Genomic DNA, 13,038 nt, shown 5'->3' with positions numbered 1-13,038 from the left:
GCGCCCCTAAACAGTCGCCTCTGCATTTCATAGCGTGTATAATCTTATTGTTAGGGTTATTGGATTGGGGAAGTTGGAAAGACTAAAACGATACTAAAATAATGGAGCAGATGTTAAATGAGTGTGAATAAAAAAGATGTGATCCATTTACTTGAGACTATAGCGATATACATGGAACTAAAGGGGGAAAACCCATTTAAGACTGCGGCATTCCGCAAGGCAGCTGGTGCGCTTGAAGCGAATGATCAAACATTGGCTGAAATTGATGACTTTACTAAGCTGTCGGGAATTGGTAAAGGAACGGCTGCAGTAATAGAGGAATTCATACGTGATGAAAAATCCACAGTACTTCAAGAGTTAAAGAATGAGGTTCCTGCAGGCTTGATCCCGCTCCTTCAACTGCCTGGTTTAGGAGGGAAAAAAATCGCCAAACTTTATAAGGAGCTCGGGGTTGAGAATGCAGCTGATCTGGCAGAGGCATGCCGGGATCATAAAGTGCAAGCGTTGGCAGGCTTCGGGAAAAAAACTGAGGAAAAAATCGTTGCCGCTCTTGAAAATGTCGGAGCTAGACCAGAACGGTTGCCTATCGCTTTTATGCTGCCAATTGCTGATGCAATTGAAGAAAAATTAGCGCATTTTAATGATATTGAAAAGTATTCACGTGCGGGCAGTCTGAGAAGAATGAGAGAGACGATTAAAGATCTTGATTTCATCATTTCTACAGATGATCCGCAATCAGTGAAAGATCAGCTATTAACGCTGCCAGATATAAAAGAAGTGATTGCAGCAGGCGATACAAAGGTATCGATTGTGCTTGAATATAATTATGACGTTTCTGTTGATTTTCGGTTAGTGACACCGGCTGAATTTGCATCAACGCTTCATCATTTTACAGGTTCAAAAGACCATAATGTAAGAATGAGACAGCTGGCAAAGGAACGTGGAGAAAAAATCAGTGAATATGGTGTAGAAAATAACGAGACGGGTGAAATAACAACTTTTACAAATGAAGAGGCGTTTTATTCTCATTTTGGCTTGCCGGCATTTCCGCCAGAAATTCGCGAGAATGGGAAAGAAGTGGACGAATTTTCACATGATACGGAGCTGATCACCTTAGAAGATATTAAAGGCGATCTTCACATGCATACGACATGGAGCGATGGCGCGAATTCAATCGAGGAGATGATTGAAGCTTGCCGGGCGAAAGGCTATAAATATATGGCGATCACAGACCACTCACAATATTTAAAAGTTGCGAATGGGCTAACAACGGAAAGGTTATTAAAACAGAAGGAAATCATTCATGCTTTAAATGAACAATATGACGACATTACGATTCTTTCCGGAATAGAAATGGATATACTTCCTGATGGAACACTCGATTATGATGATGAAGTGTTGGCGGAAATGGACCTTGTCATAGCTTCCATCCATTCTGCTTTTTCTCAATCAAAGGAGAATATAATGGAACGGCTGCGGACGGCATTAAAAAATGCTCATGTAGATATCATTGCTCATCCGACAGGAAGATTGATTGGAAGAAGAGACGGCTATAGCGTCGATATGGAAATGTTAATTAAATTGGCAAAAGAAACAAATACAGCATTGGAATTAAATGCGAATCCAAATAGATTAGATTTGGCAACTGAGCCACTTAAAATGGCACAGGAAGCTGGTGTCAAAATTGTTATTAATACTGATGCACATAAAATCGACACATTGAATCATATGGGAATTGGGGTTTCCGCTGCAAAAAAAGCCTGGATTTTAAAAGCCTCGGTTCTCAATGCAATGAATACAGAAGACTTTCTTAACTTTTTACATAAACGCCAGATGAAAAAGTAGGGTAAGTCATAGGGGGAATCCTCGTGCAAGAAAGAATATTAAAAGTTTTAGAATTTAATAAAGTGAAGGAACAGCTGCTTACATATGTCTCATCCATGCTTGGGAAAAAGAAAGCGGAAAATCTTTATCCTTCCGTTGATTTCTCTGAAGTCGTTCGTACACAGGAGGAAACAGATGAAGCGGTGCAGGTGCTTAGAATAAAGGGAAATGTACCGCTTGGGGGCATTTTTGATATTGTCCCTCATGTTAAGCGTGCGGTCATCGGCGGAATGCTAAGTCCTCATGAGCTAACACAGGTTGCAAGCACAATCCATGCAAGCAGACAAATAAAGCGCTTTATTGAAGACTATATTGAAGAAGAAAATGAATTGCCGATATTATTAAGCTACACCGATAAAATTATCGTGTTAGCAGACTTAGAAACGTCGATACGGAATGCAATAGATGAGAATGGTGAAGTGTTGGATAGTGCTAGTGAAGCGTTAAGGTCACTAAGAACGCAGCTTCGTACAAGAGAAGGCCGAATCAGAGAAAGACTGGAGAGCATGATCCGCTCATCCAATGCACAAAAGATGCTTTCCGATGCAATTATTACGATTCGGAATGATCGCTTTGTCCTGCCTGTAAAACAGGAATATAGAAGCCATTACGGCGGGATTATCCACGACCAAAGCTCATCCGGCCAGACATTATTTATTGAACCGCAGTCTATTGTGCAATTGAATAATGAGCTGCAAAGTTTAAGAGTTAAAGAGCAGCAGGAAATAGAAAAAATCCTTATCGATCTCTCTTTGCAAACAGGAGAGAATAAGGAAGAGCTGCAAACGATAGTTTCTGTGCTGACAGAAATAGACTTCATGTTTGCAAAGGCGCGTTATAGCAAAAGTATAAAGGGAAGCAAGCCAAACATTAATAATGAAGGCAGATTAGCTTTATTTAAAGCGCGCCATCCTCTGATTGCAGCCGATGAAGTGGTGGCTAATGATATTTCATTAGGACAGGATTACTCTACAATAGTTATAACTGGACCAAATACGGGCGGGAAAACAGTCACATTAAAAACAGTCGGGTTATGCACATTAATGGCACAGGCCGGATTGCAAATTCCTACTTTAGATGGATCAGAAATAGCGGTATTTGATGCTGTATATGCGGATATTGGCGATGAGCAATCGATTGAACAAAGCTTGAGTACTTTTTCGTCACATATGGTCAATATAGTTGATATTTTAAATAAAGTGGACTTTAATAGCCTTGTCCTTTTCGATGAGCTAGGCGCTGGAACAGATCCTCAAGAGGGGGCGGCTTTAGCCATCTCCATACTTGACGAAGTTTATAAGAGAGGCGCTAGAGTAATCGCTACTACTCATTACCCAGAACTAAAAGCGTACGGGTACAATAGAGAAGGAGTCGTGAATGCCAGCGTTGAATTTAATGTGGAGACTTTAAGTCCGACGTATAAGCTTTTGATTGGCGTTCCAGGGAGAAGTAATGCCTTTGAAATATCTAAACGATTAGGTCTAAACGAGAAAGTTATCGATACTGCAAGAACATATATTAGCGCAGATAATAATAAAGTTGAAAACATGATTGCCTCATTAGAAGACAGTAAGAAACAGGCAGAAAGAGAAAGAGATAAAGCAAGAGATTTACTGAAGAATGCAGAGAAACTTCATAGCGATCTACAAAAGCAAATGGTAGAATTTTACGAAGAGAAGGATAAGCTGCGTGATAAGGCAGCGGCAGAAGCTGCTAATATTATTGGGAAAGCCCAAGATGAAGCGGAAGAGATTATTCGTGATCTAAGGCAAATGCGAATAGAAAAGCATGCCGAGGTGAAGGAGCATGAATTAATTGAAGCGAAAAAAAGATTATCAGCCGCTATTCCTGAAGCAGGTAAGCAGCATAAAAACAAACCAAAAACAAATCACAAGCATGCCTTCCACCCTGGAGATGAAGTAAAGGTCTTAAGCTTTGGTCAAAAAGGACAGTTAATAGAGAAGGTTGCCGACAAAGAATGGCATGTTCAAATTGGCATATTGAAAATGAAAGTGGAAGAAAAGGATTTAGAGTTTATTAAAACGCCTAAACCAGTGGAAACGAAACCAATGGCTACAGTCAAAGGGAAGGATTTCCATGTAAGCCTAGAGCTTGACCTCCGCGGCGAAAGGTATGAAAATGCCCTCATGCGCGTAGAGAAATATATTGATGATGCCTTGCTTGCTGCCTATCCCCGTGTTTCAATAATACATGGGAAAGGAACGGGTGCGCTTAGGCAGGGGGTACAGGAATATTTACGGAACCATAGATCTGTTAAGAAAATCAGATTTGGTGAAGCTGGAGAAGGCGGCACTGGCGTAACGGTTGTCGAGTTTAAATAATGATGGGGAGACAATCATATGGAACAATTTTGGGAAAATGAATTTGTACTAACTGCTGCGTATTTTAGTGTAGTTATTTTATGTATTGTTGTTTTCTTGGCTATCTTTGAACTTGTCACTAAGTATAATAACTGGGAAGAAATTAAGAATGGGAATGTCGCGGTAGCTATGGCAACAGGAGGGAAAATATTTGGGATTGCCAATGTTTTTCGCCATTCCATCATGCACAATGATCATTTGCTTGTCATGGTCGGCTGGGGGCTATTCGGATTCTTCCTTCTAATTATCGCTTATTTTATCTTTGAATTTTTGACGCCTAAATTTAAAGTTGATGATGAAATTCAAAATAATAATATAGCAGTTGGCCTCATTTCAATGATATTATCTATAGGACTTTCTTATATCATTGGGGCAAGCATTTCATAGGGAGAGACTGGAAAATGGAGAGACTGGCGAAAATTTTAATTGTTCTTTGCGGGTTATTTGTTCTTGGAGGCATGATTTATTTATTTGTATAAATTTTTGATAAGACTGTCTAAGTAGTCATATATTTTGGCTGATAGACAGTCTTTTTGCTTTTTTAAGATCGATGCCAAAGGGATAACATGAAGGACTAAACACCTAGTGGACAATCATCTGCTGACCATCTTTTGAACGATTTCGTTTGTCATGCTTACAACGGTATATTATAATTAAGTATGAACTATTTAAAATGTTCTAAAAATTAAACGAAGGAGGGTCATATATGTCCGAAGAAAAACCGTGGCTTAAGTTATATCCAAAGGAAATTCCCTCTGAATTAAATTATCCTGAGCAGACGGTACAGGAATATTTAGTGAAAACTGCTAAGGAATTTCCTGATAAAAAGGCCATTCATTTCATGGGCAAGGAATTTACTTATCGGTATTTGCATGAATCCGCTTTAAAAGTCGCCGCCTATCTGCAAAAAATAGGAATAGAGAAAGGCGATCGCGTCGCAATTATGCTGCCGAACACACCTCAGTCAGTCATTAGCTACTACGGAATTTTATTTGCTGGTGGAGTTGTTGTTCAAACAAATCCGCTTTATATGGAAAGAGAATTAGAGTTTCAAATGAAAGATTCCGGAGCAAAAGCAATTATAGCGATGGATATTCTATTTCCAAGAGTAAGTAAAGTTATGCCTCAAACTGATTTGCAACATGTTATTGTAACCGCTATCAAAGATTTTCTGCCATTTCCAAAAAATTTAATCTATCCTTTTATACAAAAAAAGCAATATGGCATTTCCGTAAATGTAAAGCATGAAGGAAATAATCATCTATTCACAGAAATATTGAAGGGGCCAGCAGGTCCGATTAAGGAATATGAATTTGACTTTAATGAAGACTTGGCTCTGTTGCAGTATACAGGCGGTACGACCGGGTTTCCAAAAGGTGTCATGTTAACGCATCGTAATCTCGTTTCTAATGCAGCAATGTGCAATGCATGGCTTTATAAAACGAAACGCGGGGAAGAAGTTGTATTAGGAATCTTGCCGTTTTTCCATGTTTATGGCATGACAACAGTCATTATCCTTACTGTAATGGAAGCAAATAAAATGATTTTACTGCCTAAATTTGATGCTGAAACTACATTAAAAACGATTCAAAAGCAGCGTCCGACGCTATTCCCTGGTGCACCAACAATATATATTGGCCTGTTAAATCATCCTAAAATTAATGAATATGATTTATCCTCGATAGATTCTTGTATAAGCGGGTCTTCTGCATTGCCAGTTGAGGTTCAGCAAAACTTTGAGAAAATAACAGGCGGTAAGCTGGTAGAAGGATATGGATTAACTGAAACTTCACCTGTCACTCATGCAAACTTCCTTTGGGATGAACCGCGGGTGAAAGGTAGCATCGGGCTGCCTTGGCCAGATACAGATGCAGCAATTAAGTCCTCTGAAACGGGAGAATTTCTTCCTCCAGGAGAAGTAGGCGAAATTTGTGTTAAAGGTCCGCAAGTAATGAAAGGCTATTGGAACAGGCCTGATGAAACGGAGCAAACTTTAAAAGATGGATGGCTGTTAACTGGCGATCTCGGTTATATGGATGAAAGAGGCTATTTTTATGTTGTTGACCGCAAGAAGGATATGATTATTGCTGGAGGCTATAATATTTACCCGCGAGAAATTGAAGAGGTACTGTACGAACATGAAGCCGTTCAGGAAGTCGTCGCTGCGGGTGTGCCGCATCCATATCGAGGTGAAACAGTGAAAGCATATATTGTTCTTAAGGATGGTGCAAACGTCACCGAAGAAGAGCTGAATCAATTTGTGAGGAAGCAATTGGCTGCGTATAAAGTCCCGAGAATTTATGAATTCCGTGAAGAATTACCTAAAACAGCTATCGGAAAAATTTTACGAAGAAAATTAATTGAAGAAGATAAGAAAAAATTTGAAGATGAAACAGAAGAGGCGGTTAAATAATTGAGCCGGGGTTGGGCTCTTTATTTTTAAACGATAAAGCTTGTCTTCCTGAGTAAATAACAGCATAATATAAATAAACTGAAAATATAAAAATAAGCGAATTTAAAATCTTGACAGAATATCAATATAATAATATTATAAAATTATGAATGATTATTCATTCATTTTAGAAAACTATTTAATATCGTAATCGGAATGGATGTCCTGTTTGATTCAATTAAAATTCTGCTCCATTCCGTTGCCTTTTCTTATTAGAGAGGCACGCATAGGGGGAGAATAAAGATTGAAAAAGAACAAACCGAAGTACAGGCAAATCATTGATGCTGCAGTTATTGTTATCGCTGAAAATGGCTATCACCAGGCTCAAGTATCAAGAATTGCCAAACAGGCTGGTGTAGCAGACGGCACAATTTATTTATATTTTAAGAATAAAGAAGACATATTGATCTCCCTCTTTCAAGATAAAATGGGACATTTTGTTGATATGATTGAGGAAAAAATAGCAGGAAAAGAAAAAGCTGCAGAGAAGTTATTAATGATGGTCGAAACGCATTTTAAGATCCTATCCGAAGATCAGCACTTAGCAATTGTTACACAATTGGAATTAAGACAATCTAACAAAGAATTACGCCAAAAAATCAATACGATCTTAAAAGGCTATTTAGCATTAGTCGATAAGATTCTGATTGAAGGGAAGCAATCTGGAGAGTTCTCCAGTGACTTGGATGTCAGGCTTGCTAGACAGATGATTTTTGGTACGATGGATGAAACGGCGACAACTTGGGTGATGAATGATCAAAAATATGATCTTCCTGCTTTGGCAGGAGCCGTTCATCGGCTTTTGATTACCGGATGTAAGAATCATTAAGGCATCAATTTTGCTTATTTTTTCTAGGGAGGTTTGAATAATGGAATACTTAAAATGGTCCACAGCGGATCAAGTTGCAACAATTACAATCAGTCGCCAGCCGGCCAATGCATTGTCATCTGGCCTAATTAAAGAATTGGCTGTTGTACTGGATGAGATTGAAGGCAATGAGGATGTAAGAGTGGTACTCATTCACGGTGAAGGCCGCTTTTTCTCAGCAGGAGCAGACATTAAAGAGTTTACTGCAATCAATTCGGGAGACGGATTTACAAGTTTGTCTGAAAACGGACAAGTCCTTTTTGAAAGAATGGAAACCTTCTCTAAGCCGATTATTGCTGCCATCCATGGTGCTGCATTAGGCGGCGGTCTGGAACTAGCAATGAGCTGCCATATTCGGCTAGTAACAGAGAATGCTAAACTCGGCCTGCCGGAATTGCAGTTAGGATTAATCCCTGGATTTGCGGGGACACAGCGCCTTCCTAAATATGTAGGCACTGCGAAAGCTGCAGAAATGCTCTTTACAAGCGAGCCAATTACAGGGCTGGAAGCTGTTCAATTTGGATTGGCTAACAATGCGTACCCTGAAGAGGAATTACTGGAGAGAGCCTATACGATGGCAAAGAAAATTGCTAAGAAAAGCCCTGTTTCAATTAAAGCAACAATTGAGCTTTTAAATTATACTAAGACGAATAAATACCATGAAGGTGTGAAGAGAGAAGCTGAATTATTCGGCGAGGTCTTCGTATCTAATGATGCAAAGGAAGGCATTGCTGCTTTTATAGAAAAGCGTAATCCAGTTTTCTCAGGAAAATAAATTTTCATAGTTGAAAGTTTTCATTACCATTTATTCTAGGAATCTATTATAATGAGTTTATGATAATATTCAAATTGTTCTAATTTTTATGCGCGATTTGAATCTGCTTCTTTTAATTATGGGGAGCAACTGAATGTAGCAAGTGAATGAGCAGGCGCTCAGTATGCGCTGTCATTCTGTTGTTAATTTTCATAATTTTTTGAAGCGAACCAATGTTTTTATACTTAGGAGGGGAAATTATGAACATCTATGTATTAATGAAAAGAACATTTGATACTGAAGAAAAAATCACAATTTCTGGCGGGAAAATCAACGAAGATGGCGCAGAATTCATCATCAACCCTTACGATGAATATGCAATTGAAGAAGCGATTCAAGTGCGCGACGCTAACGACGGAGAAGTAACAGTTGTATCCGTTGGTACGGAAGAAGCAGAAAAACAGCTTCGTACTGCACTTGCAATGGGAGCTGACAAAGCTGTATTAATCAACACTGAAGACGATGTAGAAGAGGGTGACCAGTTCACTACTTCTAAAATCTTAGCTGAATTTTTAAAAGATAAAGATGCGGATTTAATCATCGGCGGTAACGTTGCAATTGATGGCGGTTCTGGTCAAGTAGGACCACGCGTAGCTGAACTATTAAACATTCCATATATCACTACAATTACAAAGCTTGATATCGATGGCACAAATGTGACAGTTGTTCGTGATGTAGAAGGTGATTCAGAAGTCATCGAAACATCATTACCGCTTCTTGTAACTGCGCAACAAGGTTTAAATGAGCCTCGTTACCCATCACTGCCAGGGATTATGAAAGCGAAAAAGAAACCTTTAGATGAGTTAGAATTAGATGATCTTGACCTCGATGAAGATGATGTGGAAGCAAAAACAAAAACGATTGAAATTTACTTGCCACCTAAAAAAGAAGCAGGTAAAGTTCTTGATGGCGAATTAGCGGACCAAGTGAAAGAGCTTGTTAGCCTTCTTCATAATGAAGCGAAAGTAGTCTGATCTAAGGGATTTAAGAATAAATACGCTGGGGGTAGAACATAATGGCTAGAAAAATTTTAGTATTAGGTGAAGTCCGTGAAGGAGCATTGCGCAATGTATCTTTCGAAGCTGTTGCAGCAGCGAAGAAAGCAGCTGAAGGCGGTGAAGTAGTAGGAGTTTTATTCGGTGAATCTGTAAGCGCTTTAGGCGCAGAATTCATTCAATATGGTGCAGATCGTGTCATTACAGTTGAGGATGAAAAATTAAAGCAATATACTTCTGATGGCTTCTCTCAAGCATTATTAGCGGTCGTTGACCAAGAGAGTCCAGAAGGAATTATTTTTGGACATACCGCACAAGGGAAAGACCTTGCACCGAGAATTGCTGCAAAATTACAATCCGGTTTAATCTCTGATGTGACTGATTTGGAAGAAGAAGGCGGTAACCTTGTCTTCACACGTCCAATATACTCTGGTAAAGCATTTGAAAAGAAAATCGTAACAGATGGCGTGATTTTTGCGACAATCCGTCCAAATAATATTGCGCCATTAGAAAAAGATGAAGCTAAAACAGGTGATGTGAGCGCGGTATCTGTCGAAATTAAAGATTTGCGCCAAGTGATTAAAGAGGTAGTTCGCAAAGCAACTGAAGGCGTTGACTTATCTGAAGCGAAAGTAATCGTAGCTGGCGGACGCGGAGTGAAAAGCGAAGATGGCTTTGAACCATTAAAAGAATTAGCCAATGTATTAGGCGGAGCTGTCGGTGCATCCCGTGGAGCTTGCGATGCCGATTATTGTGATTACTCATTGCAAATTGGTCAAACAGGTAAGGTGGTTACACCTGACCTTTATATCGCTTGCGGTATTTCAGGCGCGATTCAGCATTTAGCAGGGATGTCTAACTCTAAAGTCATTGTAGCGATCAATAAAGATCCAGAAGCAAATATTTTTAAAGTAGCTGATTACGGCATCGTGGGAGACTTATTCGAAGTTGTTCCGCTGCTAACTGAAGAATTCAAACAATTATTAGTAAATGCTTAAGTGATAAGATGATTATTCTTGTCTGAAGCGGGTAGTTTAATACTACCCGCTGTTCTTTTGAGCTTGAATGAACCGGTAAAAAAATGGGCAATATATATCGAGCAAAAAAATAGCGTCCTTTGTAAAACGGTGATATACTTTCGATAAGCTTTCGAGTAATTTTTAGGAGGATATTAAATTATGGCTATTACACATGCAACAGATCAAAACTTTTCTACTGAAACTGGTTCAGGTTTAGTACTTGCTGATTTTTGGGCTCCATGGTGCGGACCTTGCAAAATGATTGGCCCGGTACTAGAAGAACTTGATGGAGATATGGGCGAAAAAGTAAAAATCGTGAAACTTGATGTCGATGAAAACCAAGAAACTGCTGGTAAATACGGCGTAATGAGTATCCCAACTTTAATCGTCTTAAAAGATGGAGAAGTTGTAGATAAAGTTGTTGGTTTCCAACCTAAAGAAGCATTAGTTGAACTTCTTGAAAAACACGGAGCATAATTTACAACAACAAAGAACCCCGGCTTCTATATATGAAGACCGGGGTTCTTTTACCTACAGCAAAAACATGCGCTAAATGCGCCTACATCTTATTTCTTTATGGATGTGACTAATAAGGTATGAATGAAACAATTAAATATAAACTGCAGCTATTGCCGGCACAGCCAGGCTGCTATTTAATGAAGGACCGGCAAGGGACGATTATATACGTAGGCAAGGCAAAGCTATTAAGGAACAGAGTAAAATCTTATTTTACTGGTTCCCATGATGGGAAAACACTTAGGCTTGTAAATGAAATTGAGGATTTTGAGTACATTGTGACGTCTTCAAATATGGAGGCGCTCCTTCTAGAGTTAAATTTAATCAAGAAACATGATCCAAAGTACAATGTCATGCTGAAGGATGACAAGAGCTATCCGTTTATTAAGCTGACAAATGAAAGGCATCCCCGTTTAATTACGACAAGAAAAGTAAAAAAGGATAAAGGCAAATATTTTGGCCCTTATCCGAATGTACAGGCGGCAAATGAAACAAAAAAGCTGCTTGATAGATTATATCCACTAAGAAAATGTACAACTCTGCCGGATCGAGTTTGCTTATACTATCATATTGGTCAATGTCTAGCCCCATGTATTAAAGAGGTTGAACAAGAAGAATATAAAAAAATGACAGATGAAATTACTCGATTTTTGAATGGCGGTTATAAAGAGATCAAAAAGGAATTAACCGTTAAAATGACAGAAGCTGCTGAAGAGCTTGATTTTGAACGGGCAAAGGACTTTCGGGATAAAATTGCCCATATTGAAACAACGATGGAAAAGCAAAAGATAACAATGACGGACTTTACTGACCGCGATGTATTTGGATATGCCGTGGATAAAGGCTGGATGTGCGTTCAAGTATTTTTCATTAGACAAGGGAAACTAATCGAAAGAGATGTATCGATGTTCCCTATCTATAATGAACCAGAAGAAGAGATGTTAACGTATTTAGGCCAATTTTATGATATGACCAATCATTTTAAGCCGAAAGAAGTATTTTTGCCTGATTCGGTAAATGCAGAAATGGCTGAGCAGCTCCTTGGTGTGAAAATGATTGTTCCGCAAAGAGGGCAAAAGAAGGATTTAGTTAAGCTTGCCTATAAAAATGCTAAAATCGCTTTACAGGAAAAGTTCTCATTGATTGACCGTGATGAAGTACGAACAATTAAAGCGGTTGAAAATCTAGGCGAACAATTAGGCATCTATACACCGCATCGCATTGAAGCATTTGATAATTCGAATATCCAAGGGGCAGACCCGGTTTCAGCGATGATTGTTTTTATCGATGGTAAACCGGAGAAACGGGAGTATCGTAAATATAAAATCAAGTCTGTCAAAGGACCTGATGATTATGAATCAATGCGGGAGGTTGTGAGAAGGAGATATACAAGAGTGCTGAAGGAAGGCCTGCCTCTCCCTGATTTAATTATTATTGACGGTGGAAAAGGGCATGTTGAATCGGTGCGGGATGTGCTGGAAAATGAACTTAATTTAGATATTCCTATCTCAGGACTTGTGAAAGATGATAAACATAAAACCTCCCAATTGCTATATGGCAATCCACTCGTCATCATCCCGCTCGCACGAAACAGCCAGGAGTTCTATTTGCTGCAAAGAATTCAGGATGAGGTGCACCGCTTTGCCATTACATTCCATCGTCAGCTAAGAGGGAAAAGCGCCTTTCAGTCCATGCTTGATGACATTCCTGGAATTGGCGAGAAGCGGAAAAAACAATTATTGAAGGAATTTGGCTCGGTAAAGAAAATGAAAGAAGCGACGGTAGAACAATTTAGGGAAATTGGTCTACCTCAGAAGGTTGCTGAGGAATTGAAGGAAAAACTTGAAGAATAGTCATTGTCAGAAAAAAGGCAATATGCTATACTTGGATCAACTTTATATCAAATCACTTTTTAACATTAAAGTGAAGGTAGAGGTGCGAGCTTCATTAGTAAAAGTCTCTGAGAAGATTGAGCTTCATGGAAGAGCTTTGAAAGGGAAGGATCGCCGAAGTGAGGAAAGACTCATTGCTTTCTTTGCTGGTTCTGCATTGAATAAGTGCAGGATTGTCAAGACTACGCCGTCTTGGAGTGCTATCTCACTGTGTGTA

10 protein-coding genes and 1 riboswitch are annotated in these 13,038 nt (G+C 39.2%); all 10 genes read left to right on the top strand.

Annotation, left to right across the window (positions count from 1 at the left end):
* The first annotated feature begins 117 nt into the window (after positions 1-117).
* The 10 genes from polX to uvrC all read left to right on the top strand — a co-directional run bounded on the left by polX (position 118) and on the right by uvrC (position 12,782).
* Positions 118-1,845 (top strand): DNA polymerase/3'-5' exonuclease PolX, encoded by a 1,728-nt coding sequence (polX, locus tag CWS20_RS06515; protein ID WP_066191520.1) that lies wholly within the window; start codon positions 118-120, stop codon positions 1,843-1,845.
* 23 nt (positions 1,846-1,868) lie between these two features.
* Positions 1,869-4,226: an endonuclease MutS2 gene (locus CWS20_RS06510; RefSeq protein ID WP_066191521.1), complete on the top strand. Its 2,358-nt coding sequence runs from the start codon at positions 1,869-1,871 to the stop codon at positions 4,224-4,226.
* Positions 4,227-4,244: 18 nt separating this feature from the next.
* A complete protein-coding gene (locus CWS20_RS06505; RefSeq protein ID WP_066191525.1) occupies positions 4,245-4,652 on the top strand; it encodes a DUF350 domain-containing protein in 408 nt (135 codons plus the stop codon).
* A gap of 319 nt (positions 4,653-4,971) precedes the next feature.
* On the top strand, positions 4,972-6,678 hold the full coding sequence (locus tag CWS20_RS06500) for a long-chain-fatty-acid--CoA ligase (RefSeq protein ID WP_066191529.1): 1,707 nt from the start codon (positions 4,972-4,974) through the stop codon (positions 6,676-6,678).
* Between the two features lie 283 nt (positions 6,679-6,961).
* Positions 6,962-7,546 (top strand): fatty acid metabolism transcriptional regulator FadR, encoded by a 585-nt coding sequence (fadR, locus tag CWS20_RS06495; protein WP_066191531.1) that lies wholly within the window; start codon positions 6,962-6,964, stop codon positions 7,544-7,546.
* A 40-nt stretch (positions 7,547-7,586) separates the two neighbouring features.
* Positions 7,587-8,360, top strand: coding sequence for an enoyl-CoA hydratase (locus CWS20_RS06490; protein ID WP_066191535.1), 774 nt, complete (start codon positions 7,587-7,589; stop codon positions 8,358-8,360).
* Between the two features lie 239 nt (positions 8,361-8,599).
* Positions 8,600-9,373 carry an electron transfer flavoprotein subunit beta/FixA family protein gene (locus CWS20_RS06485; protein ID WP_066191537.1) on the top strand — a complete coding sequence of 258 codons (774 nt, stop codon included), beginning with the start codon at positions 8,600-8,602 and terminating at the stop codon, positions 9,371-9,373.
* A 41-nt stretch (positions 9,374-9,414) separates the two neighbouring features.
* A complete protein-coding gene (locus CWS20_RS06480) occupies positions 9,415-10,392 on the top strand; it encodes an electron transfer flavoprotein subunit alpha/FixB family protein (protein WP_066191540.1) in 978 nt (325 codons plus the stop codon).
* 180 nt (positions 10,393-10,572) lie between these two features.
* Positions 10,573-10,890: a thioredoxin gene (gene trxA, locus CWS20_RS06475; protein ID WP_066191545.1), complete on the top strand. Its 318-nt coding sequence runs from the start codon at positions 10,573-10,575 to the stop codon at positions 10,888-10,890.
* Positions 10,891-11,009: 119 nt separating this feature from the next.
* Positions 11,010-12,782, top strand: a complete 1,773-nt coding sequence (uvrC, locus tag CWS20_RS06470) for an excinuclease ABC subunit UvrC (protein ID WP_066191547.1) — start codon at positions 11,010-11,012, stop codon at positions 12,780-12,782.
* A 69-nt stretch (positions 12,783-12,851) separates the two neighbouring features.
* Positions 12,852-13,032: riboswitch (Lysine riboswitch) on the top strand.
* Positions 13,033-13,038 lie beyond the last annotated feature (6 nt).

It is taken from the genome of Cytobacillus horneckiae (assembly GCF_002835735.1).
Classification (GTDB): domain Bacteria; phylum Bacillota; class Bacilli; order Bacillales; family Cytobacillaceae; genus Cytobacillus; species Cytobacillus horneckiae.
This window is presented reverse-complemented; position numbering and strand designations above follow the sequence as displayed.

Coding starts and splice junctions, on each gene's coding strand:
- CWS20_RS06500 (WP_066191529.1), top strand. CDS start 4,972: ATGTCCGAAGAAAAACCGTGGCTTAAGTTATATCCAAAGGAAATTCCC.
- CWS20_RS06505 (WP_066191525.1), top strand. CDS start 4,245: ATGGAACAATTTTGGGAAAATGAATTTGTACTAACTGCTGCGTATTTT.
- trxA (WP_066191545.1), top strand. CDS start 10,573: ATGGCTATTACACATGCAACAGATCAAAACTTTTCTACTGAAACTGGT.
- CWS20_RS06490 (WP_066191535.1), top strand. CDS start 7,587: ATGGAATACTTAAAATGGTCCACAGCGGATCAAGTTGCAACAATTACA.
- CWS20_RS06480 (WP_066191540.1), top strand. CDS start 9,415: ATGGCTAGAAAAATTTTAGTATTAGGTGAAGTCCGTGAAGGAGCATTG.
- uvrC (WP_066191547.1), top strand. CDS start 11,010: ATGAATGAAACAATTAAATATAAACTGCAGCTATTGCCGGCACAGCCA.
- CWS20_RS06485 (WP_066191537.1), top strand. CDS start 8,600: ATGAACATCTATGTATTAATGAAAAGAACATTTGATACTGAAGAAAAA.
- polX (WP_066191520.1), top strand. CDS start 118: ATGAGTGTGAATAAAAAAGATGTGATCCATTTACTTGAGACTATAGCG.